At 63.6% G+C, this 22,750-nt stretch carries 17 protein-coding genes; 7 read left to right on the plus strand and 10 right to left on the minus strand.

Annotated elements, in window-relative coordinates; genetic code table 11:
- Positions 1–77: 77 nt before the first annotated feature.
- Positions 78–1,211, minus strand: a complete 1,134-nt coding sequence (locus tag XH80_RS34295; RefSeq protein ID WP_271602433.1) for a DUF418 domain-containing protein — start codon at positions 1,209–1,211, stop codon at positions 78–80.
- 259 nt (positions 1,212–1,470) lie between these two features.
- Between XH80_RS34295 and XH80_RS34300 the strand changes: the two genes are divergently transcribed.
- Entirely contained in the window at positions 1,471–1,758 is a 288-nt protein-coding gene (locus tag XH80_RS34300) for a GIY-YIG nuclease family protein (protein WP_220005842.1), read from the plus strand.
- Between the two features lie 294 nt (positions 1,759–2,052).
- On the opposite strand, the gene XH80_RS34305 is transcribed toward XH80_RS34300, so the two are convergent.
- Together XH80_RS34305 and XH80_RS34310 are read right to left on the minus strand one after the other, a co-directional pair.
- A complete protein-coding gene (locus XH80_RS34305; protein WP_271602434.1) occupies positions 2,053–3,405 on the minus strand; it encodes a malonyl-CoA decarboxylase in 1,353 nt (450 codons plus the stop codon).
- 263 nt (positions 3,406–3,668) lie between these two features.
- Entirely contained in the window at positions 3,669–4,484 is an 816-nt protein-coding gene (locus XH80_RS34310; RefSeq protein WP_271602435.1) for an AraC family transcriptional regulator, read from the minus strand.
- A gap of 62 nt (positions 4,485–4,546) precedes the next feature.
- On the opposite strand from XH80_RS34310, the gene XH80_RS34315 reads away from it, so the two are divergent.
- On the plus strand, positions 4,547–5,719 hold the full coding sequence (locus XH80_RS34315) for an MFS transporter (RefSeq protein ID WP_271602436.1): 1,173 nt from the start codon (positions 4,547–4,549) through the stop codon (positions 5,717–5,719).
- Positions 5,720–5,721: 2 nt separating this feature from the next.
- Here XH80_RS34315 and XH80_RS34320 read toward each other — a convergent pair whose 3' ends face one another.
- Both XH80_RS34320 and XH80_RS34325 read right to left on the minus strand, forming a co-directional pair.
- Entirely contained in the window at positions 5,722–6,435 is a 714-nt protein-coding gene (locus XH80_RS34320) for an aspartate/glutamate racemase family protein (protein WP_271602437.1), read from the minus strand.
- 79 nt (positions 6,436–6,514) lie between these two features.
- A complete protein-coding gene (locus XH80_RS34325) occupies positions 6,515–7,399 on the minus strand; it encodes a LysR family transcriptional regulator (protein ID WP_271602438.1) in 885 nt (294 codons plus the stop codon).
- Between the two features lie 197 nt (positions 7,400–7,596).
- Here XH80_RS34325 and aspA point away from each other — a divergent pair, with 197 nt between their 5' ends.
- From aspA to XH80_RS34340, 3 genes are all read left to right on the plus strand, one after another.
- Positions 7,597–9,030 (plus strand): aspartate ammonia-lyase, encoded by a 1,434-nt coding sequence (gene aspA / locus XH80_RS34330; RefSeq protein WP_271602439.1) that lies wholly within the window; start codon positions 7,597–7,599, stop codon positions 9,028–9,030.
- Positions 9,031–9,121: 91 nt separating this feature from the next.
- On the plus strand, positions 9,122–10,447 hold the full coding sequence (locus XH80_RS34335) for a dicarboxylate/amino acid:cation symporter (RefSeq protein WP_271602440.1): 1,326 nt from the start codon (positions 9,122–9,124) through the stop codon (positions 10,445–10,447).
- A gap of 172 nt (positions 10,448–10,619) precedes the next feature.
- On the plus strand, positions 10,620–12,380 hold the full coding sequence (locus tag XH80_RS34340) for a methyl-accepting chemotaxis protein (protein ID WP_271602441.1): 1,761 nt from the start codon (positions 10,620–10,622) through the stop codon (positions 12,378–12,380).
- Positions 12,381–12,436: 56 nt separating this feature from the next.
- Here the strand turns inward: XH80_RS34340 and XH80_RS34345 are convergent, their stop codons facing one another.
- Positions 12,437–13,336 (minus strand): LysR family transcriptional regulator, encoded by a 900-nt coding sequence (locus tag XH80_RS34345; RefSeq protein WP_271602442.1) that lies wholly within the window; start codon positions 13,334–13,336, stop codon positions 12,437–12,439.
- A 140-nt stretch (positions 13,337–13,476) separates the two neighbouring features.
- On the opposite strand from XH80_RS34345, the gene XH80_RS34350 reads away from it, so the two are divergent.
- Both XH80_RS34350 and XH80_RS34355 read left to right on the plus strand, forming a co-directional pair.
- On the plus strand, positions 13,477–13,944 hold the full coding sequence (locus tag XH80_RS34350; protein ID WP_271602443.1) for an SgcJ/EcaC family oxidoreductase: 468 nt from the start codon (positions 13,477–13,479) through the stop codon (positions 13,942–13,944).
- Positions 13,941–14,372, plus strand: a complete 432-nt coding sequence (locus tag XH80_RS34355; protein ID WP_271602444.1) for a cupin domain-containing protein — start codon at positions 13,941–13,943, stop codon at positions 14,370–14,372. Before XH80_RS34350 ends, XH80_RS34355 begins: the two co-directional genes overlap by 4 nt.
- Before the next feature lie 146 nt (positions 14,373–14,518).
- On the opposite strand, the gene XH80_RS34360 is transcribed toward XH80_RS34355, so the two are convergent.
- From XH80_RS34360 to XH80_RS34375, 4 genes are all read right to left on the minus strand, one after another.
- Positions 14,519–16,333, minus strand: coding sequence for a hypothetical protein (locus XH80_RS34360; protein ID WP_271602445.1), 1,815 nt, complete (start codon positions 16,331–16,333; stop codon positions 14,519–14,521).
- Positions 16,334–16,391: 58 nt separating this feature from the next.
- Positions 16,392–17,603, minus strand: a complete 1,212-nt coding sequence (locus XH80_RS34365; protein WP_271602446.1) for an OpgC domain-containing protein — start codon at positions 17,601–17,603, stop codon at positions 16,392–16,394.
- Positions 17,604–17,637: 34 nt separating this feature from the next.
- On the minus strand, positions 17,638–18,918 hold the full coding sequence (locus XH80_RS34370) for an OpgC domain-containing protein (protein ID WP_442869195.1): 1,281 nt from the start codon (positions 18,916–18,918) through the stop codon (positions 17,638–17,640).
- 670 nt (positions 18,919–19,588) lie between these two features.
- On the minus strand, positions 19,589–22,744 hold the full coding sequence (locus XH80_RS34375) for an efflux RND transporter permease subunit (RefSeq protein WP_057743115.1): 3,156 nt from the start codon (positions 22,742–22,744) through the stop codon (positions 19,589–19,591).
- Between the last annotated feature and the right edge of the window lie 6 nt (positions 22,745–22,750).

Below are 22,750 nucleotides of genomic sequence, written 5' to 3' on the forward strand. Positions count from 1 at the left end.
CAAAGCAATCCAGAGTCTCTCCACAGGAAGATTCTGGATTGCTTCGCTGCGCTCGCAATGACGGGGAGAGAGCTAAGTCACACCTCCGCCACCACCATCGGCTGCCGCACCCCATACATCAACGACCGCCACAGCCATTCCAGCGGTCCGTAGCGGTAGCGGCGCAGCCACCAGGCGCTGAACAGCACCTGTGCGAGGTAGACGGCGATGCCGATGGCGAGGGCCTCGGTGATGCCGAGCCGGCCGAACAGGCCGAGGCCGTAGCCGTAGAAGATCCAGCCGAAGATGATGGATTGCGCGATGTAGTTGGTGAACGCCATCCGTCCCAGCGGCGCGGCCCAGCCAAGCAACTGCTTGCCGCGCTCAAAGCTGGCAAAACCAAGGATGGCGGCACCATAGCCCAGCGCCAGCAGGATGGTGCCGAGCGGCTCCATGCCGCCACAGAGCAACGCCGCACCGAGAGCGATCGCGGGAATCGCGATGACGAACAGGGCGCGCGTATTCCGCACGAGGCCGCTGCGCCAGGCCAGCGCCCCCAGCAGAAACAGCCCGATCGTGCGCAGGAAGACGAACGCGTGGAGCGAGGCGATCAGGGGAAGTTCGCGCAGGCGAAACGCCAGCACGTCGAGGAAGCCGCCGGTCGCATAGATGCGGTTGGCATCCATGACATCGCGCCAGATCAGGGTCCGGCTCGGAAAGAACCCCTCCGGCGGAAAGTCCTGTATCGTCAGATACAGCGCCAGAAACACCAGTGCAGCGAGAGCGATCAGCCAGCGCGGACCAAACAGCAGCGGCAGCACAATGAACCCGGCCAGAGCATATTCGGTGAGGATGTCGCCGTTCCAGATCAGGCACAAATGGATGACGCCGAACACCAGCAGCACGGCGAGCCGGCGCGCCAGCAGCCTGGTGCGGTGCTCGCTCTTGGCGAGCCGGTCGAATTGAATGGCAAGGCCGGCGCCGAACAGCAGCGAAAACAGCGCAAATGCCTTGAGCTCGACGGCCTGCGTCAAGATCGTCTCGACGGCGCGATCGATTGACGAGGCGAGCGTCTTCGGCCCCAGAAACTGCTCGAAGATCGAAACGCGAAATTCCATCACGACGTTGATGGCCATGACGCCGAACAGGGCGATGCCCCTGAGCACGTCGATGGCGTCGATGCGGTCCGCAGGGTTCGTCGGTCGGGCTGATGCTGTGCTATCGGACGTCATGCATGCATTCCAAATGAGTCTCGGCGAATTTTACCGCAAGTCCTGGGACACCAGGCGAGCTGCCGCCACACCCTCCGTCATTGCGAGCGCAGCGAAGCAATCCAGAATCCTTGCCGCGGAGGGACGCTGGATTGCTTCGCTGCGCTCGCAATGACGGTGTGGCGACAGTCTCGCGATTCACCGCATTCAGTGCGGGTGCTTGCTCGCAATCACCTCTTGGTTGTGATATGCTCCAGACTCGCTTGAAGTGAGGGTAATCATGAAGCAACCCTGCGTCTACATGTTCGCCAATTGTCGCAACGGGACGATCTACACCGGCGTCACCTCAAACCCGCCGCGCCGCGCGTTCGAGCACCGGGAAGGCCTCGTGAAAGGCTTCTCCGCGAAATACGGCTGCAAGGTCCTCGTCTGGTACGAACTGCATGCGACCATGACCGACGCGATCACGCGCGAGAAGCAGATCAAAGGCGGTAGTCGGGCCAAGAAGCTCGCGCTGATCGAAAGCGTCAATCCGGACTGGCGAGATTTGTACGAGACGCTGATCTGACCTTGCAATGCGCGAAGGCGCCGCCACGCTTTTTGTCATTGCGAGCGTGGCGAAGCAATCCAGTCTGCCTCTGCGGGAATAGTCTGGATTGCGTCGTCGCAAGGGCTCCTCGCAATGACGGGGATAGAGCGGCGATATCTATCGGAGATCTTGCTTGCTGGGAGCGAATTGCTGAATTGCGCGAGGTGCCGCCACACACTCCTTCATTGCGAGCGTAGCGAAGCAATCCAGAGTCTTTCCGCGGTTCTGGATTGCTTCGCTGCGCTCGCAATGACGGCGGAGAGAACGCGCTCCCTACGACAGCCGCATGTCCAGCAGCCGTCGTCCTTCGCCCTTCAGCAGCTTCTTCACCGCGCTCGACGCCACCACCTCGCCGTCATTGGCGTAGGCCTCGTGGTTCTTCTCGATGTCGTCGAGACGGTAGAGATAGTTGACCATCACGCCGGCGGATTCGCGCAGGCCCTTGGGCGAGAGGTCGCCGAGCCAGTTGATGCGCTCGAGCCGCGCGCCGTTGCCGAGGTGGAAGCGGGCGACGGAATCGATCAGGCGGCCTTTCGGCGTGCGTGCCCTCAGGAAGTAATAGGCGGCGAGCGGCTCGATCACGGCGCGCAGCTGCGTGGTCGTCTCCGGATTCTCATACCATTTGGGATCGTCGAGGCGCTTCATCACCTCGCGGTCCTCGTCCGACAGCGGCAGATCCTTGTCCTGCTTGATCCAGGACATGAAGCCCGGCACCGGCGACAGCGTCACGAAATTGTCGAGCTTGGGCAGCTCGCGGCGCAGCTCCTCGACCACCTGCTTGATCAGGAAGCTGCCGAAGGAGATGCCGCCAAGCCCGCGCTGGGTGTTGGAGATCGAATAGAACACCGCGGTGCGCGCCTTCTCGATTCCCAGATGCTGGCGATCGACCGCGAGCAGCGGGGCGATCGCGCCGGGAATCGTCTCGGTCAGGGCCACCTCGACGAAGATCAGGGGCTCGTCGACCATCGCGGGATGAAAGAAGGCGTAGCAGCGGCGGTCGACCGGATCGATGCGGCGGCGCAGATCGTCCCAGTCAGAGATCTCGTGCACGGCTTCATAGCGGATGATCTTTTCGAGGATGTTGGCCGGGGTCGACCAGTCAATCCGGCGCAGCACGAGAAACCCCCTGTTGAACCAAGAAGAGAGCAGATGCGAGACGTCGCGGTCGAGCGCGGCGAGGTCGGTGTGTCCGTTCATCATGCCGAGCAGGTCGGCCCGCATGGCGACGAGATCGCCGGTGCCGCCGGGCGCGCGGTTGAGCCGGCGGATCAGCTCCTGCCGTCGCGGTTCCGAGGCGAAATGCAGCGCGCTGGCGTCCTCGTCATCAGGTTGACTGCGCCACTTTTCGATCGCCTTGCTCAGGCGCTCCCGGTCCGGTCCGAAATCGCGCACCAACCCTTCGAAGAAGGCGCGTCGTCCCGCCGCATCCAACTCCTGGTAGATGTCGAGCACCTCACGCGCCATCGCGGTGCCGGAGGCTTCGCCCCGGCCCGACAGTAGCGCGTTGCAAAGCGCGATCAGCCCGTCGGCATCCTGCTTGGTGTCAGCGGAATCCCTCCGGCGCAGCAGCGTTCGGCCGCGCTCGGAAATTGTGGCGAGCAGGTCAGAGAAGAAGGCATTGGCCATCAGGGCTTTTCGAATCCGGGTTTGTGCGATGCGCAAGCTTACACGGGATTTAGGCGGAAGCCGATCACAATCAAGCAGGGGAATGCGGCAACTTTCGTTGGTGCCGTGCGTTTGGAGAATGCCGCTATGCTCGGTGAAGGCGAGAGGGGGCCGGCTGCCTCAACCACCGTCATTGCGAGCGTAGCGAAGCAATCCAGGGTTTCTCCGCGGTGGCAGTCTGGATTGCTTCGTCGCAAGAGCTCCTCGCAATGACGAGGCTGGAGCTACACCTTCCCCGCAAACTCCGTCGGCGTCCGTCCCGTCACCTGGCGGAACGCGGCCGAGAACGCCGGCACGCTGGCGTAGCCGAGCTGGGTCGCGAGCTGCTTTATGGACACATTCGCATCCGTCGACAGTCTCTGGATCGCCGCCGCGATCCTCGCGCGCTGGCACCAGCTCTTGAAGCTGAGCTGCGTCTCCGCCGAGAACAGCCGCGACAGCGTGCGCGCGGAGGTGCCGACCTCGCGCGCCAGCGTGTCGATGTCGTGCAGGGCGGTGGGATCGTCGAGCACGATCATCGCCGCGCGGCGGCAGCGCACTTCCTGCGGCAGCGGCACGAAGGTCGCGGAATCCTCGGCCTGGTGCAATTCCAGCATGACGAGGCGCACCAGGAGCTCCGTTCGCTCTTCGGTGTTGCGGGCGTCGAACAGCGCCAGGATCGCCTGGTTGAGCAGCGGCGACACCCGCACCACGAATTCCCGCGTCAATCCTTCATAGCGCTGTTCGCGCTTGAGCCAGGCGAGGTCGAAATACAGCGTGCGCATCTCGGTGTCGGCGAGCAGGTCGATGGCGTGCTCGAGCCCGGCCGGCACCCAGACCGCGCGGTCCGGAGGCACCAGCCAGCGTCCGCCGGGCGTATTCACCTGCATCGTGCCCTTCACCGCGTAGATCAGCTGCGCTTCGCGGTGCATGTGCAGATCGATCCGCATCCCCCTGGGATAGTCGCGCGCAACCAGGTGCACGCCCGCGGGCGAGCGATGGTTGCTCCGGACCTCCCGCAGGATTGGCGTTTCCAAGATTGGCGTTTCCAAGACAGTCATTGGCAGCACCCCGTCATGGCCAAGACATATAACTCATTTCGGAGCAGGAGAGGATTCGGGACATGAACAGCCCCGTCAGGGTCATCAGTTTCGTCAACGCCGGCCATTTCATCGACCATTATTCAATGCTGATTTTCGCCGCCGCGGTGATCATCATGGGGCCGGCGCTCGGCATGGCCTATTCGGAACTGCTGCCTTACGCGACGCCGGGTTTCATCGCCTTCGGCGCCGGCTCGCTCTTGACCGGCTGGCTCGGGGACCGCTGGAGCCGCCGCCACATGATGCTGATCTTCTTCGTCGGCATCGGCGCCTCCATGATCTCGGTCGGCTTGGCGCAGACGCCCGTGCAGCTCGGCGCCGCGCTGCTCGCGATCGGCGTCTTCGCCTCGATCTATCACCCTGTCGGGACCGCGATGATCGTGTCCTATGCCGACAGGCTTGGCCGCGAGATGGGCATCAACGGCGTCTGGGGCAATCTCGGCGTCGCCTCGTCCGCGCTGGTGACCGGTGTGATCGGCCAATATCTCGGCTGGCGTGCTGCCTTCATCATCCCTGGAATCGTCACCATCCTCATCGGCATCGCCTTTGCGATGCTGGTGGTGCACGAGGACCGCAAGGGCTCGAAGCAGGCCGCAGCCCAGGCTCGCGTGGCCAAGCAGGACATGTGGCGCGTGGTGCTGTCGCTGCTGATCGTCGTGATCGCGATCTCCACCACCTTCAACGCCGTCACCGTGGCGCTGCCAAAACTGTTCGCGGAGCGGCTCGCCGATCTCACCAAAAGTCCGGCGCTGCTCGGGGTCATTGCCGCCTGCGTCTACGTGTTCGGCGCGATGACGCAGTACACGATCGGCCGGCTGCTCGATCGCTATTCGCTGAAGACGGTGGCGCTGCCGCTGTCCTTCATGCTGGCACCGTTCCTCTATCTGGCCGCGAGCCTGAGCAATTTGCCGCTGATCCTGGTCTCGATCGGCATCGTCATGGGCGCCTTCGGCCAGGTCACGGTGAACGACGCCATGGTCGGCAAATACACCAGCGAGGAATGGCGTTCGCGCGCCTACGCGGTGCGCTACTTCATCGGCTTCACCGCGGCGGGCGCGTCAGTCGGCCTCGTCGCCTGGCTCTACGAGCAGGGCGGCTTCGTGACGATGCTGCACGCGTTTGCGGGCCTCTGCCTGCTCGCGATCGCCGCGGCGATCATCCTGCCGCGCGAGATCCGCATGCCGCCGGCGGCGTGAGGCTAGGCGACTTCCCGCACCGTCTCCCGCGGCGCGGCCAGGCATGATCTGACGCAGGCCTGCGCCAGCAGGTCGGTGGGATCGAGCAGCGCCGCGCCGACATCGCTGTCGAGAGCCGCCAGTGCCAGGGGAATCTCCGTGCAGGCCATCGCGATGTGCGAACAGCCTCTGGCCGCGAGCGCCTCTGCTTCCCGGCCGAGGATGCCGGCCGCTTCGTCCGTTAGTCCTGCCTTGACGAGACGGATCGCGCGCATCACCTCGGCTTGCGCCGTGGCGGCGGGCACCACGCAGGCATAGCCGCGTTCGGCGAGACGCTGCTGGTAGATACCGGCGTGCACCGTGCCGTCGGTCGCAAGCACCCCCAGGGTCGGGTTCGTCCGCCGCTGCGCAAGCGCCTCAGTGACGGCATCGACGATGTGGATGATCGGCACCGACGTCTCGGCCTGCAGCGCGCCGTACCAATGATGCGCCGTATTGCAGGGGATGGCGATGCGGGTCGCGCCTGACAGCTCGAGCCGGCGCAAGGCATTCAGCATGGCGGGAAAGGGATCAGCGCCGTGCCCGAGGATGGCGGCGGTGCGGTCGGGCACGTCGGTCGCCGAACACACCACCATCTGGATGTGGTCCTGATCGCAGGACGCGGGGGTGTTCCTGACGATCTTGCCCATGAAATCCACGGTCGCCATCGGCCCCATGCCGCCCAGAATGCCAAGCATCGAACTCTCCTTGTTGGAGCCACGATGCACGGCCGCGTCAGGCAAATCCAATGCCTGTTCAGAACGGCATATGCGGCTTCTACATAGTTTTGGGGGCGGCTGCCTGCGCCGCGTTCCAGACCTTTTCCACGATGGGCCGGGTCCGGCGTGCGCTGCGATAGAGCCGAACCTCCAGCGGGATCTCCGGCCCCACGATGGTGAGGGTGCCCTCATCGATCTCCCGGGCCACCAGGCTGCGCGGCAGCCACGCCAGGCCATAACCCTCCAGCGCCATGAATTTCAGCCCCTCGGCCATGGCGTTCTCGTTGGTATGGGTCACGTGCGCCGGCGGCGAGCCGGCCTGGGCCTGGGCGAAGGTGGCGACCCGTCCCAGGAACGAGTTCGCGGCGTAGCTGAGCAGGGGCAGCGAAGCGGTATCGTCTCCAGCGAGCGCCGTGCTGCGGACGGCGACGAAACTGTCCATGCCGACGACGATATGCGGGTAGAGCTCCGGCTCCAGCAGGATCGGCACATTGGCATGATGGAAGGTGAGCAGGAAGTCGTAGCTGCCTTCGACGAGCGCCTGCAGGCAGCTGTGAAAATCATCGGGCAGCAAGCGGCTGCCGATCGGCCCGACCTCTTTCTCGATGGTCCGGAACCAGCGCGGAAAGAAGTGCAGCGACAGGGTGTGCAGAGCGGCGATGGAGACCACTTGCGTGCTCGGCCGCTTGCTCGCCTGAAGCGCGAGACGACTCGCATGGAGCATGCGAACGGTTTCTTCCGCGGTCTCCAGGAACTCACGACCCTCGGCGGTCAGCGTCGTCGGGTAGCTGCTGCGGTCGACGAGGGACACGCCGAGCCAAAGCTCCAGCGCCTGGATCCTGCGGCTGAACGCAGACTGCGTCACGTGCCGCTCGTCGGCCGCGCGCGAGAAGCTGCGCGTTCGCGCCAAGCTGAGAAAATCCTCCAGCCATTTCAATTCCATCGGGTCTGCTCCGGGCGAGGCTCGCCTTGCGAAGATGCCCTGATCCTGGCGGGAAATCTATGCAAAATCGGAATAGAGCTTGCCGGCATAACATTGGACGGCCCGCCGTCCCCAGGCGCATGCATCGCCCCGCAATGCCAGGCCTCAGCGCGAGGCCCACTGTCTCCGGACAACGGAGCTGACCAGCGGGAGATGACATGCGGACGGAACATGATCTGCTTGGCGAGCGCGAGGTGCCTCTTGAGGCCTATTACGGCGTCCACACGCTGCGCGCCGTCGAGAACTTTCCGATCTCGGGGATCGCGATCTCGGCCTATCCGGAGCTGATCGGTGCGCTCGCCGCCATCAAGCAGGCGGCGGCCCTGTCCAACATGGAGCTCGGCCTTCTCGACCAGCGACGCGGCCGGGCCATCGTCGCGGCCTGCGAGGAGCTGCGCGCCGGCCGGCTGCACGACCAGTTCGTCGTTGACGTCATCCAGGGCGGCGCCGGCACCTCCACCAACATGAACGCCAATGAGGTGATCGCGAACCGGGCCTTGGAAATTCTTGGCCACGCCAGGGGCGCGTATGCCGCGCTGCATCCGAACGAGCACGTCAACATGAGCCAGAGCACCAACGACGTGTACCCCACGGCGCTGAAGATCGCGACGTCGCATGGCCTGCAGATTCTCGTGAGAGCGATGGACGTCCTTCGTCTCGCTTTCGCCGACAAGGCTGCGGAGTTCAAGGACGTCCTGAAGATGGGGCGGACCCAGTTGCAGGACGCGGTGCCGATGACGCTGGGGCAGGAGTTCAACACCTATGCCGTCATGATCGGCGAGGATCAGGAGCGCCTCCGCGAAGCAGGAACCCTGATCCACGAGATCAACATGGGCGCAACCGCCATCGGCACCGGCATCAACGCCCACCCGGATTATGCGCGTCTCGTCTGCCGCTATCTGAATGCGATCACGGGATTGCCGCTGGTGACCGCGCCTGATCTCGTCGAGGCGACGCAGGATTGCGGCGCCTTCGTTCAGATCTCCGGCGTGCTGAAGCGCGTCGCGGTCAAGATCTCGAAGATCTGCAACGATCTCCGGCTGCTCTCGAGCGGGCCGCGGGCCGGGTTCGGCGAGATCAATTTGCCGGCGGTCCAGGCCGGCTCCTCGATCATGCCCGGCAAGGTCAATCCTGTTATCCCCGAGGTCGTGAACCAGGTCGCTTTCGAAGTGATCGGCAACGACGTCACGGTGACCATGGCCGCCGAAGCGGGCCAATTGCAGCTCAATGCCTTCGAGCCGATCATCGCGCACAGCCTGTTCAAGAGCATCAGCCATCTCAGCCGGGCCTGCCTGACGCTGGAACGAAGCTGCGTCGCAGGCATCACCGCCAACCGCGACCGTCTCAAGGCCGATGTCGAAAACTCGATCGGCCTCGTCACCGCACTCAACCCCTATATCGGTTACGCGGCCGCGACGGCCGTCGCCGTGGAGGCACATGCCTCCGGCCGCGGCGTTGCCGAGCTCGTGCGCGAGCGCGGCCTGCTCACCGAGGCCACGCTGGCGGCGATCCTGAAGCCGGAAATGCTGACGCGGCCGCAAAGTCTTGCCGCTGCGGACCAGGACGGCCGCCAGCCACAGCCGATTTGCTGAAACGATCAGCACAACTGCGTCGACGCGCCTGTGGGCCGCGGGTCGTCTCCGAACCGTCGTGATCAGGCGTACCCTAGGGAGGTCATAGACAATGACGATAAGTGCCGACAATTCACCCGCGCGATCCAACCGCCTGACCAATGCTCTCGTGGTCAGCCTGCTGCTCGGCATCCTGGCGGGCTATGCCTGTCATGAGCTGGCGCCGACGCCGGAGACGGCGAAGACCATCGCCGGCTATTTCTCGATCGCGACTGACGTGTTCCTGCGCATGATCAAGATGATCATCGCGCCGCTCGTCTTCGCCACCATCGTGTCAGGGATTACCAGCCTCGGCTCCGAAGGCGGGGCGGTCGGCCGCATTGCCGCCAGGTCCATGGGCTGGTTCGTCTCGGCCTCGCTCGTCTCCCTCGGCCTCGGCATGATCTTCGCGAACCTGTTCGCGCCGGGGCGGGGCTTGCAGCTGCCGCTTCCCAACGCCGATGCCGCCAACACCTTGCAGACCGCCGGATTCAATCTGAAGGACTTCATCACCCACGTCTTTCCGACCAGCATCGCCCAGGCGATGTCGACAAACGAGATCTTGCAGATCCTGGTCTTCGCCGTGTTCTTCGGTCTCGCCCTCAGCAGGTTGAAGACGAGCCACGCCAAGACCATTGCGGCGTCGATCGACGAGCTGGTCCACATCATGCTGCAGATCACCAACTTCGTGATGAAGTTCGCCCCGCTCGGCGTGTTCGCGGCCATTGCGGCCGTCATCACCACGCAGGGCCTTGGCGTGCTCGTGACCTACGGCAAGTTCATCGCGACCTTCTATTTCAGCCTCGCCGTGCTCTGGAGCGTCCTCGTTCTCGTGGGCCTCCTGGCCCTCGGCCGGCCGGTGCTTCATCTCATCGGCCTCTTGCGTCAGCCGATGCTGCTGGCCTTCTCGACCGCGAGCAGCGAGGCCGCGTACCCCAAGATGATCGAGCAATTGACCAAGTTCGGCGTCAGCGAGCGCATCTCGGGCTTCGTGCTGCCGCTGGGCTATTCGTTCAACCTCGACGGCTCGATGATGTACCAGGCCTTTGCGGCCCTGTTCATCGCCCAGGCCTACGGCATCGAGCTCAGCTTCACGCAACAGCTCGTCATGCTCTTGGTGATGATGGTCACCAGCAAGGGCATCGCCGGCGTGCCGCGCGCGGGGCTCGTGGTCGTCGCCGCGACGCTGCCGATGTTCAACCTGCCGGTGGGCGGCATGCTTCTCGTCATGGGCATCGACCAGTTCCTGGACATGGGCCGGACCATGACCAATGTCATCGGCAACGGCATTGCGACGGCGGCCGTGGCGAAGTGGGAAGACGAGCGTGGTCTGATCGAAGAGCCATCCGTCGAGACCGCAACGCCGGCCGTTGCCGTAGCTGGTGCGGCGGGCGGATAGAAGGCTGGTCCGGCCCATTCGAAAACATGCTGCGCTTGATTCAAAGGCCCCGGCGGTAGCCGGGGCTTTTGTCTTTGCCGGACACGTTTGCCGCGCTTCGATGCAAGACACGACTAGCCGATGCAAATTTCGCATAAGATTTTTGTGCAAGGCGCCGCGTTCGGCGCCGTTAGTGAAAGTCCTCGTCAAGTTTTCGATCGCAAGGTTCGGCCATGATTGCAACGACAAGGGATTTCGCATGAAGAAGATCAAGATCGCGTGGCGATTGGGCATGCTCACGCTCGGCAGCGTGCTCGCGATGATGGTGCTCGTTGGCGTGTCCCTGGTCCAGCTGCGCGATCAGATGGAGGCCGAGAGGACGCGGGCGCTGCGCGGTGCCGTGGACGTGGTCGCATCGCAGATCGCGGCCTATCAGCAGGATGTGCTTTCAAGTCGCTTGAGCCGCGACGAATTGATTGCGAGGGTCAGGGAGATCGTCGCGAAATCGCGATATGACGGCAACAACTACTTCTTCGTCTATGATTGGGACGGGCTCAATCTCGCCGATGGCGGCACGCCCGAGAACGTCGGGAAGAACTTGATCGACAAGGGCGATGTCAATGGACGCCTGTTCCGGCGCGAGATCGTCGATCTCGCCCATAGCGCAGGCAGCGGGACCGTCACCTATTATTTCCCCCGCAACGGCCAGCCGCAGCCGCTGCGCAAGCAAGCCTTCGTCAGGGCGATTCCGGACCTGAAGCTGATGGTCATCAGCGGCATGTATGTCGACGATCTCGACGCATCGTTCAATGCTGCGGCGCTGCGGCTCGGCGGTCTTGCCTTGCTGGTGGTGCTCATGAGCGTGGCGTTTGCGGTGGTGATCGCAGCAACGATCTCCCGGCCGCTGCGGCGCCTCGAGGAGCGGCTGCGCAAGATCGTGTCGGGCGAGATCGAAGGACACATTCCGGGGCTGGACCGGCGCGACGAGATTGGCGCCATGGCCGCAGCCGTCGCCGTCTTGCGTGACCATTCCGCCGATCGATTGGCGCTCCAGGCCTCGCAGGCAAAGCTCAAGCTGCAGGCGGAGAGCGAGCTGAAAGACGTGCTGGCGCGTGCGACTTCGTCCTTCGAGGAATCGGTCGTCGGTTCGGTGGATGAGGTCGTGGAGGCGGCCGGACACATCGCCGATGCGATCCAGGAATTGGAGCGGTTCAACGCCGACAACATGCTGCGCAGCCGCACGGCATCGGCGTCCGCAGGAGAGATCGCCGGCAGCGTGCAGACCATGGCCGCCGGGGTCGAGCAGCTCGATGCCTCCACCCGGAACATCAATGGCCGCGCCCAGGAAGCGAGCCAGGTGGCGGATGTCGCCAGCGGTCGCGCAACCCAGGCCGGACTGATGGTGGAAAGCATGGTGCAAGCCGCGACAAAGATTGGCAGCGTCGTGGAATTGATCAGCGATATCGCCGGCCAGACCAATCTGCTGGCGCTCAACGCGACCATCGAGGCGGCGCGGGCGGGCGAAGCGGGCCGCGGCTTTGCGGTGGTTGCGGCAGAGGTCAAGACGCTGGCGACGCAAACGGCGCGCGCGACGGAGGACATCTCGTCCCAGGTGCTCGGCATCCAGTCGGCGACACAGGCAGCGGCAAGTGAAATCGCTGCGATCGTCGCAGTCATCGGCGATATCAGGGAGCAGAGCGCGAGGATTGCCCGAGAGGTTCAGGAGCAGAGCGGCGCCACCAGCGACATCAACCGCGCGGCGAGGTGCGCCGCGCAAGGTGCCGAGCATCTGCAGAAATCGGTCGAGGATGTGTGTTCGAAGGCCGTCATGGGCCAGTCGATTGCGCAAGGCGCGGGCTCGCGCGCAGAGGCGTTGCGAAGCAGATTTGGCGATTTGAACGAAGCGGCGCTGGGCTTTGTCCGCAAGCTCCAGGCGCTCCAGTCGGCGGCGTAGGACTCTCGCCAGCTGCGCCTGCGCCCCTTTGATCATCACCGGGGCACAGGCCGCAGCTATGCGCTGACTGCCGCCATTCGTTCAGCCATATAGTCCACGAACACCCTGACCTTGGGCGGAATTGCGCGGTTGTCCGGCAGCACGACCCATGTGGCCATTTCATCTCGGCCTTCAATCTTCCAGTCCGGCAATATCTGCACCACCGCCCCGGATGCGAGTTCGGGACCGACGGCCAGGCGGTTGAGCATCCCGATGCCGTAGCCGCCCAGGACAAGTGCGCGGTACACCGGACCGTTGTCTGTGCTGACAAAGGCGCGTGGCTCGTGGACGACCCGCTCACCCTGCCGGAACACCCATGGCACCTGGTTGCGGAAGGGCAGGCAGACGTGCCCGGCAAGATCACCGGGACTGCGCGGCGCACCGTGTGTCGCGACATAGGAGGCTGACGCCGCGAGAATGTAGTCGATCCCGCCGATCCGGCGGGCGACCCAGTCCGGACGGTCGACCGTGCCGAACCGGATCGCGACGTCGGCGCCAACATGGGCGGGATGGACGACGGCATCGTCGGCGATGATGTGAAGGTCGATGTGGCGATAGCGTGCACGAAAGTCGGCGAGCGCGGGGACCACGAACAGGGTGGCCCCGTTGATCGTGGTCGCCACGGTCAGGCGGCCGCGCGGTTCCTGACGCAGATCCTGGAGCGCGCCTTCGGCGCTGCGGATTTCGTCGCGAATGCGGTCGACGTGCTCGAGGTAGACGGCGCCGGCCTCGGTGAGCCGCACGCGTCGCGTGCTGCGGTCGAACAACCGGCAGCCAAGGCGCGTCTCCAGCGCCCGGACGCGTTCGGAAACCACGGACTTCGTCAGCTTCAGCCGGGCCGCCGCAGCGGTGAAGGAGCCGGCCTGCGCAACCGTGGCAAACTCCTCCATGCCAGTGAGATCGCCGTGACGACCCATGTGACCACCCCTCGCACGGGACCTGACGGCGTCCCGGCCCTGATTGTCGTCCTATGTCGAACAGATATTCCGCCGATGGCTTCTTATCACGGGAGGAGCGCCGGACTATACCCCCGACGGATTGAACCGGAGGCCCCGCAATGACCATTCCCAAGTCCGATGAGACCGTCGTGCCGGATCTCTCGGCAGCCGCGGAGCGGCTTGCCGACAGTCTTGTCGCTGCCTGGAATGCGGCAGATGCCGCCGCCTGGGCGGCGCATTTTGCCGATGATGCGGACTTTATCCACGTGCTTGGCGGTCATGGCGCAGGTCGGACCGGAATCGGGGCGGCGCACCGTCGGCTGTTTGACACGATCTACCGCGGCAGCCGGCTCAGCCTCGGCGTGGAGGGTATCCGCCATCTCGAGGCGGATCTTGCAATTGTTCGTCTTTACCAAACGCTCGACTATCGGGCGCCGGATGGTCCAACGCGCTTGACCGGGCGCCCGAGCCTGGTTGCCCAGCGCCGCGGCGGTGCCTGGCAGATCCTGTTCTTCCAGAACACGCTGGAAAGCGCGGCGATTGCCGGCCATCCCTTCGCGCCGCAAGCTCTCGGGGGCCGCGCATGACCGACTTCAGCAATGCGCGCGAGATGACGGCTCTCGGCGTGCGGATCCGTGTGCTCTCCTCATGCGGCGCGCACACCGTGCTCGACTACGTGGCGCCGCCGGGATTCGATGGCGTGCGGCCGCACTACCATGCCGTGTCGACCGAGTGGTTCCGCGTCCTCGACGGGCGAATGGCATTCGAATTTCCGGACGGAGTCCGTCTCGCCGGCGCAGGTGATTTTGTCGAGGTCGCGCCGCGGCGCGTGCACAAATGGCGCAACGCCGATCCGGATCGGGCGCTCGCATTTCTATTCGGCTTCGATCGTGCCGGCATGGAAGGCTATTTCCAGAATCTTCTCACGCTGGCAACCGAATCCCCCGTATGGCCTCCGTCCGATCCGAGTGTTCTGGCGAGGCTTGGCGCGGCCTATGACACGTTCAGCGCTTGACGAGCAGGAGCGCCATCCCTGCGATGTGCTCCCGCTCGTCCCGGCCGCTTCGACCTATCCAATCCAGCGCGAAGCATCCGCCCTTGGCGGGTCGGAGCGCCTGATCAGAAGACGACGGCTTTCGAAATCCCGGCGCGATCTCGTTCTCAGCGGGAATCTGACGGGCGAGCGGCAATTGAGACGTTTGTCGCCGGTTGCTTCACAATGGCCCGCCTGTCTTTCACATAGGCAATGGGAACACCCAACCTTTCCACGCGGCCGATGATGGCGCCATCAAGGTCGCGATCGCAGTTCATGTGCGTCGGAGCGATGAAGAACTCCGATTCGTCCCATTCGGACCGGAAGTCCCAACGCAATTGCGGAAGCGTGACGGTGTGATCGAACGCCGGACGTTCCCCACATACCGCGACCGAATAGACCGCCGGCGATTTGATATTGTCGAGCGGTGTCGTTTCGCGGACGAATGCCTCGAGGATGCGGATCGCCTCCGGCATGCTGTTGAACCAGTAGTCCAGGTCATAGCGGCGGAAGGCTCCCGGAAGACCTCCGACCACGGCGTTGTAGGATAGATTCTCGTAAGGATGAAGCCTTGCCAGCGTGATCCCTTCGGACAGGAAAGCCGCGCACATCGTCGCAAGTGCCGCCGAGGCCAGTCGGCGGCTACGCACGGCCATCGTATTGAGAACGTCGTTCAACCCCACGCCGGCCAGCATGGCCAGCGGAGGAAGCACAAAGAGAAAATGGCGCATGCCGCTGAACGCAGGGCCATGAATGAGGGCTTGGCTTGCCAGGGGAAGCAGAACCATGGTCGAGAGCAATGCGAGTTCGCGGCACCGGACCGAGCCTCGCCTGAGGGGGCGCCAAAGAAGCGAAACCATCGCCAGCGCGGCGCCCGCCTGTGTCATCAGCGGCAATCGGATCAAGAGGTAGAAGGGAACATAGGCGCGCGGTACGTTGGCCATCTCGTACACGCGCCCGTCAAAAAGGGTGCGGATTGCATACTGAAATTCCGAGAAGGCAAACAGGCCACGGATGGGATTGAGGGGCGACAGGGCAGCCCACGGCCAGGCCAGGATCATCAGCAGATAGGCGACTGCGACCGCGGGACATGTCGCTATCAGGGAGTTGGCCGCAAAGGCCAGGCGCGCGCCGCGGCTTTCCGGCCAGGGCAGATAGATCAGGATTGCAACGCCGAGATAGACGAAGAGCAGCAAACCATAGCTGCGCTGCCCGAGCGCTGCCCCGGCAAGACAGCCGAAGACCACGACATCGAGGGCGCGGGGCGCGGGAAGTTGGCGCGCCAGGCGGAGAAGGAACAGCGTCGCTCCGGCCATGGCCGCCGCAAATGGAATGTCCTTGGTATGGTTGAACATGGCGCCGTACCAGGCGCCGCAGAGTGCAAGCGCGACCATCGCAATCAGGCCGGCGCGCGGTCCGGCGATCAGTCGCGCGGCGGCGCCACTGGCGGCGATGCCGGCAAGGCCCGTAACGGCACAGAGGATGTGCCGCAATTCGTAAATGTCGATGGGGATAACCCGGCCGAGCGCGATTGCTATGACGTCGAACAGACCTCCGTAGAGATACAAATTATCGAAGGTGAAGAGATCGCGGACCCGCAGTCCGCTCTGATAATAAGCAATGATCAATTCGCCGTAGCGATGCTGGACGCCCTCGTCATTTGAGATCGCGTAATCCTTCGCTGTGGAGAACACGAGGAATGCCAGGACTGCAAGAAAGGCCAAGGCCAGGAAATCGAAAGCCTGCGAAGGGATGATGCTGCGCGGAGTGCCCTCGACATCATGCTTTGCTGCGTGATGAACGGAAACCCGGTTCGCCGCCCTTTCTTCAACTCTCCAAAGTGCATTGTCGGATCTCACGTTCGGCCCGCTCGCTTGCAAAGCGAGCCGAGGCCGCTTCTCGGAGCCGGCAACTGGTGCGCTGTCTCCCGCTTCGTCCCTCATGACCGGTGGTCCTAGAGCTTATGGTCCTCATGCATGCCTGTCTCATCCCCGAATCAGGTCACGCGGCGCTCGGCTGAGTGCGAGCCGCGGGCGTGGCCTCCGCTTGGAGCGTCGTGTCCAGGCGCTCGTCGCCGCCGGCGTCCACGAAGAGATTGGGCACCCGCTGTGCGCGATCCAGAAGCCAGGCGACAGCGGTCATGATGACCATTCCACCGATGCTGAGCAGAATTTGCTCGATCACCTGGTGCTTCCACTGAACCAGCATCCAATGCACTCCGAACGACAGGAAGACGCCGAGGCAGAACAGCGGCAGCGAATGCCGGCCGCACAACACCAGCGGTCGCAGCCATTTCGACTTCAGTCCTTCCCAATCCTTGTTGAGATAACGCGAGACGATGACAGCCAGCGCGAGAAAGTGCGTGAACCGGAGCATGTCGAGGTCGGTCTTGTCGATCGGATAGATCAGCTTGATCATCCATTTCGGGATCAACGACTCCAGAAAAGCGCTGTGCCAGCTCATCACGATCACCAGCGCAAAGGCGATCCAGCCGATCGCGACCGCGAAGACGATGCGCGACTGAAGGATTTTGCTGATTTGAGCGACCGCGCCGCATCCGCACCAGGCACCAAAAAAGAACATCAATTGCCAGGCGAACGGATTGAAGTACCAGGTCGCTCCTTTCGGATAGGACGGCAGGTTCCAGTCGAAATAGCGGGCGAGCAGGTACAGCACGATCGAACCTGCCAAGGTCAGATTCGGGCGCCGCACCAGGCACCACACCACGAACGGCGAAACCAGCACCAGGGAGATGTAAAGCGGCAGGACGTCCAGATCGACGGGTTTGTATTGCAGCGTGAGCGCCTTGCCGATCAACTCGTCGGGATGCGCCAGGAAGTTGGCGACGTTGAACTCGTCCTTGTACATGGGGTTGTCCCACTTCCTCGCTGCGCGGGCGATCTGTGCCGTGAAGGCAAGGAACAGCAGGAGGTGGGCAACGTACATCTGCCAGGCGCGCAGCCACAATCGCTTCAACGCCGGAAGAAACTGGCCCGCAGCCACGATGGGCACGTAGATGAATCCGAGGAGATAACCGGAGATGAAAACGAAGAACTCGGCTGCGTCGCTGAAGCCGTAATTGCGCAGCGTGAGCCAGGCCACGACGTCATCCGGAATGTGGTCGAGAAAGATCATCCAGAGGCCGAGGCCGCGCAAAAGGTCGAGCCTCAAATCTCGCTCTACGACAAACCGATCCTTGCTCTCTGTTCCCATGTCCGTCAGTCCCATTAATAAGAGTGAATTGTTTTCAAGCATCTTGCGTAATCAGCTTGGAAGTATCCGTCTTGGCGCGCTCGCGCCCGGACATCGCCCATTTGTACCAGGTGAATACCCTTGCTATGCCGTACAGGATCAAGATGCCGCCGGCGCCAACCATCACGTGCAGCACGATATCAGCGTTAAGCTCGGTGAGCAGCGCGTAGCCTGCGAATGACAGGGCGACGCCGAGCGCAAAAATCTGAAGAGAATATTGTCCGCAAAGAATGAGTGGGCGCGCCCAGGCCGATCGTAACCCCGCCCAGTCGCCCGGCACGAAGCGCAGCGCGACGACGGCCAATGCCAGGAAATGCGCAAACCTCAGGATGTCGAAATCGGTCTTGTTGATCGGATAGATCAGCCGCGCCACCCAGCCGGGGATCGCCCGCTCCAGTGACGGAAAATACCACGTCATGGTCACAAAGAAGGCCGCGCAGAGATAGGCAACGGCCAGCCACAACACCGATCGGGAATTGAGGATCGGCGACAGTCGCTTGCCTCCTCCAAGCGCGCACCAGGCGCCAAACACGAACAGCAGCTGCCATGCATAAGGATTGAACGACCAGAAGCCGTCCGGATAGGTCGACAGATGCAGGTCGTATCGAAGCATGAGCACATAGAGTCCGGCCGACAGGACGAGCGGCAGATCCCTGTGCAATCTGGCGAGCAGCAGCACCAACGGCAGAAAAGCCATCAGAACGACATAGAGCGGCAGGACATCCATGTTCAGGGGACGGAATCGCAACAGCAGCGCCTGGATCATTTCGGAACCGGGTTGCTTGAAGAAGTCTCCGACCTCCATCTCCTGGATGTAGAACGCCGGCTTCTCGGAAACCGTGGTGACGAGAGCGATTTCGGCCATCAGGACCAGGAAGAGCAGAAGATGCGCGGTATAGATCTGCCAGACCCGCCGCAGCACGCGCGCTGTCCCGATCACGAAGCCAGCCTCGAAGGTTGCGCGACCGTAGACCAGAGCTGCGGTGAAGCCGGAGATGAAGATGAACACTTCGGCTGCGTCGCTGAACCCGTAGTTGCGTATCGTGACCCAGGTCAGGACGTCGGGTGAAACGTGATCGATATAAATGAGCCAGAGGGCCAGGCCGCGGAAGAAGTCGAGTCGCAGTTCTCGCTCGCCTTTGGCGAGGGCAAAGCCAGGTGTGGCGAGGGGCGGCGACGACGCCGGCACGACACCATGCCGTTTTGATTTGGGGTAACTTCTGGCGAACCAGGCGGCGAGCCAGATCAATCGGCGGTGCTGAGGGCGACCAGTCACCCCACTCCCGGCCCGCGCGCCATGGATACCAAGAATCGGCGAACGCCCCATTGGTCCCCCTCTCTGTTCCCAGGAGTTTAACCTCCGCTCCGGAACAAGAACATCGAAAATGCGATGCCTCCATGTGCAAACCTCACACAACGAATGCCGTGCGTGAGGGCTGCATAATCGGTACGGGGTGACCGATCCAATGCCTTGGCTCTATGGCTTCGTTAGCCGGTCGGCATTGGAAGTGACCGAGAAGGGATGCCAGAGCCAACGATCGAGGGGTGCACCGGTTGGCCGTTCATGGCGCCTGGCTTCGCGGCGCGCCAATGTCGGGAATCCAGAATCGTTCCGGTGGGGGATTCTGGATTGCTTCGCTCCGCTCGCAATGACGGAGGATGCGGCAATGATGCAGGATGCGGCGGCGACGGAGCCTGTGCGGCCCCTGCGTAACTCCCTCCCCGTCATTGCGAGGAGCCCTTGCGACGAAGCAATCCAGACTGTCTCCGCAGCGAAACTCTGGATTGCGCTACGCTCGCAATGGCGGGAGAGGCGACGCGCCACCTCGCGCACATCCCGATGATGCCATTATGCCGGTGTTTTGCCCGACGGCGCAAGTGATTTTCGGTATAAACGAAAACCCTCGAGCCTTTTCAGCCCCATCCCTACTGTGCATGGGGTTGTTTTAAGACTTCGCCTCCGCGACCGGCTTTGCCTTCGGCGCCTTGCGCTGCTCCAGCCAGTTCTCGAACCGTTGCACCACCACGAAGAAGGCCGGCACGAACAGCACCGCGAGGCAGGTCGAGGCCAGCATGCCCGAGAACACGGTTATGCCGATCGACTTGCGCGCGCTGGCGCCGGCGCCGGTCGCGAGCACCAGCGGCACCACGCCGAGGATGAAGGCGAACGAGGTCATCAGGATCGGGCGGAAGCGGGCGCGCGCCGCCTCGATCGCGGATTCGATGATCGGCTTGCCGTCGCGCCCGTGCAGCTCGAGCCCGACCTCGACGATCAGGATCGCGTTCTTGGCCGACAGCGCGATCAGGAGGATCAGGCCGATCTGGCAATAGAGGTTGTTGTCGATGCCGACCCCCCTCAGCACCAGCATCGGCCCGAGCAGCGACAGCGGCACCGCGAGGATCACCGAGATCGGCGCGTACCAGCTCTCATACTGGCCGGCGAGCACGAGATAGACCAGCAGCATGGCGAGGCCGAACACCCAGTAGATCTGGTTGGAGACCGCCTTCTCCTGGTAGGACATCGCGGTCCATTCGAAACCGGTACCCGGCGGCAGCGTCTTGTCGGCGATCTCCTCCATCAGCTGCAGCGCCTGGCCGGATGAATAGCCCTGCGCCGGCAGGCCGACGATGGTGGAGGACGGGTAGAGATTGTAGAGGCTGATCAGCGACGGGCCGGTCACCGGCGTGATGGTGGCGATCGTGCCGATCGGGATCATGTCGCCGTTCTGGTTGCGCACCTGCATGTTGGCGATGTCGCGCTCGGTGACGCGGAATGCGGGATCGGCCTGCGTGTAGACCTGGAACACGCGGCCGAACTTGTTGAACTGGTTGACATAGGACGAACCGAGATAGGTCGACAGCGCCGAGAACACCGCGTCCGTCGTCACATGCAGCGTCTGGGTCTTGACGCGGTCGATCTCGACATTGAATTGCGGCACCGCCGAGCGGAACGAGGACGAGACCCGCTGCAGCGCGCTCTGGCTCTGGGCGTTGGAGACCATGGCGCCGGTGATGGCCTGCAGCTTGGCGAAATCGCTGTTGCCGTCGCGCAGCTCGACCTGCATCGAGAAGCCGGCGGCATTGCCGATGCCCTGGATCGGCGGCGGCGGCAGCACCAGCGTGCGCGCCTCCATGATGGTCGATACCCGGTCGTTGAGGCCGTAGACCAGCGAGCGCAGATCCTCGCCTTTGCCGCGCGCGGACCAGTCCTTCAGGATGATGTAGGCAACGCCGGCATTGGCAAGGCTCGCGCTGTTGTCGAGCGCGGAGATGCCGGCGATGGTGATGACCTGCTGGACGCCGGGCGTGTCCTTGATGATGTCGGCGGCGCGGTCGAGCACCTTCTGGGTTCGTTCCAGCGAGGCGCCGTCGGGCAGCTGCACGGCCGCGATCAAATAGCCCTGGTCCTCGATCGGCAGAAAGCCGGTCGGCACCCGTGACAGGCCGTAGCCGCTGAGCCCGATCACGAGAAGCGCGCATGCGACCGAGGCGCTCGCGTGCTTCACCAGAAACGTGATCAGCCGCGTGTAGCCCCGCTCGACCCTGTCATAGACGGCGTTGAAGCCGCGGTAGAAGAAATTGCGCTGCTCCGGCGGCACCGCCGGCCGCAGCCATAGCGCGCATTGCGTCGGCTTCAGGGTTGCGGCGTTGATGGCGGACAAAAGCGCGGTCGCCGCGATCACCAGCGCGAATTGCGAATAGATGCGGCCGGTGAGGCCGGCGAGGAACGAGGCGGGCAGGAACACCGAGATCAGCACCAGGGTGATGCCGACGATCGGCGCGAACAGCTGGTCCATCGCCCTGATCGCGGCGTCGTGCCCGTTCATGCCCTGCTCGATATTATGCGCAGCGCCTTCCACCACGACGATGGCGTCGTCGACGACGATGCCGATCGCGAGCACGATCGCAAACAGCGTCGACATGTTGATGGTGAAGCCGAGCGCCGCCATCGCGGCGAAGGCGCCGATGATGGTGACAGGCACCGTGGTCGCCGGCACCAGCATCGCGCGCCAGTCCTGCAGGAACACCAGGATCACGACCAGCACGAGCAGGCCGGCCTCGATCAGGGTCATGTAGACCTCGTGCACCGAGGCGTTGACGAATTTCGTGGTGTCGAACGGCGTGTCGTACTTGATGCCTTCCGGAAAGCGCTTGGCGAGCTCGACCATCTTCTTCTCGACGGCCTGCTCGACCTGAAGCGCGTTGGCGCCGGGCGACTGGAACACGCCGATGCCGGTCGCGGGCTGCTTGTTGAGGGAGAAGATCTGGCTGTAGGTCTGCGCGCCGAGCTCGACCCAGCCGACGTCGCGCACGCGCGTGACGTCGCCGCTGGTCCCGGTCTTGACGATGATGTTCTCGAACTGGCTGGTGTCTTCGAGCCGGCCGTTGACGTTGAGCGTGTACTGGAACGCCTGTCCCGGCGGTGTCGGCGGCGCGCCGACCTGTCCGGCCGAGACCTGCTGGCTCTGCTGCTGGATCGCCTGGATGACGTCCTGCGGCACGAGTCCACGCGCCTGCAGCTTGTTCGGATCGAGCCAGATGCGCATCGAATACTGGCCGGCGCCGAACACCGTGACGTTGCCGACGCCGGGCAGGCGGGACAGCTCGTCGCGGATATTGATGGTGGCGTAGTTGCTCAGGAAAAGACTGTCGAACCGGGAGTCCGGCGAGGTCAGCGTCACGAACAAGAGGATCGAGGTCGATTTCTTCTGAACGGTAACGCCCTGGTTCTGCACCGATTGCGGCAGCTGCGATAGCGCGCTGGAAACGCGGTTCTGCACCAGCACCTGCGCGAAATTCAGATCCGTTCCGATCTTGAAGGTCACCGTCAGGGTGTAGGTGCCGTCGGAGCCGCTGTAGGACTGCATGTAGAGCATGTCCTCGACGCCGTTGACCTGCTGCTCGATCGGCAGCGCGACGGTGTCGATCACGGTCTTGGCGCTGGCGCCGGGATAGCGCGTCGTCACCTGCACCGTCGGCGGCACCACGTCGGGATATTGCGCGATCGCGAGGTTGAACAGCGCCACGCCACCGATCAGGATCATCAGCAGCGCAATGACGTTCGAGAGGACCGGCCGCTCGATGAAGAACTTTGAGATCATGGCTGG

The organism is Bradyrhizobium sp. CCBAU 45384 (genome assembly GCF_028128665.1).
GTDB classification, from domain to species: Bacteria; Pseudomonadota; Alphaproteobacteria; order Rhizobiales; family Xanthobacteraceae; genus Bradyrhizobium; species Bradyrhizobium manausense.

What these genes read in the sequence shown, in the direction of transcription:
- XH80_RS34295 (WP_271602433.1), bottom strand. Translation starts at nt 1,211, where the DNA reads ATGACGTCCGATAGCACAGCATCAGCCCGACCGACGAACCCTGCGGAC.
- XH80_RS34300 (WP_220005842.1), top strand. Translation starts at nt 1,471, where the DNA reads ATGAAGCAACCCTGCGTCTACATGTTCGCCAATTGTCGCAACGGGACG.
- XH80_RS34305 (WP_271602434.1), bottom strand. Translation starts at nt 3,405, where the DNA reads ATGGCCAATGCCTTCTTCTCTGACCTGCTCGCCACAATTTCCGAGCGC.
- XH80_RS34310 (WP_271602435.1), bottom strand. Translation starts at nt 4,484, where the DNA reads ATGACTGTCTTGGAAACGCCAATCTTGGAAACGCCAATCCTGCGGGAG.
- XH80_RS34315 (WP_271602436.1), top strand. Translation starts at nt 4,547, where the DNA reads ATGAACAGCCCCGTCAGGGTCATCAGTTTCGTCAACGCCGGCCATTTC.
- XH80_RS34320 (WP_271602437.1), bottom strand. Translation starts at nt 6,435, where the DNA reads ATGCTTGGCATTCTGGGCGGCATGGGGCCGATGGCGACCGTGGATTTC.
- XH80_RS34325 (WP_271602438.1), bottom strand. Translation starts at nt 7,399, where the DNA reads ATGGAATTGAAATGGCTGGAGGATTTTCTCAGCTTGGCGCGAACGCGC.
- aspA (WP_271602439.1), top strand. Translation starts at nt 7,597, where the DNA reads ATGCGGACGGAACATGATCTGCTTGGCGAGCGCGAGGTGCCTCTTGAG.
- XH80_RS34335 (WP_271602440.1), top strand. Translation starts at nt 9,122, where the DNA reads ATGACGATAAGTGCCGACAATTCACCCGCGCGATCCAACCGCCTGACC.
- XH80_RS34345 (WP_271602442.1), bottom strand. Translation starts at nt 13,336, where the DNA reads ATGGGTCGTCACGGCGATCTCACTGGCATGGAGGAGTTTGCCACGGTT.
- XH80_RS34350 (WP_271602443.1), top strand. Translation starts at nt 13,477, where the DNA reads ATGACCATTCCCAAGTCCGATGAGACCGTCGTGCCGGATCTCTCGGCA.
- XH80_RS34355 (WP_271602444.1), top strand. Translation starts at nt 13,941, where the DNA reads ATGACCGACTTCAGCAATGCGCGCGAGATGACGGCTCTCGGCGTGCGG.
- XH80_RS34360 (WP_271602445.1), bottom strand. Translation starts at nt 16,333, where the DNA reads ATGAGGGACGAAGCGGGAGACAGCGCACCAGTTGCCGGCTCCGAGAAG.
- XH80_RS34365 (WP_271602446.1), bottom strand. Translation starts at nt 17,603, where the DNA reads ATGGGAACAGAGAGCAAGGATCGGTTTGTCGTAGAGCGAGATTTGAGG.
- XH80_RS34375 (WP_057743115.1), bottom strand. Translation starts at nt 22,744, where the DNA reads ATGATCTCAAAGTTCTTCATCGAGCGGCCGGTCCTCTCGAACGTCATT.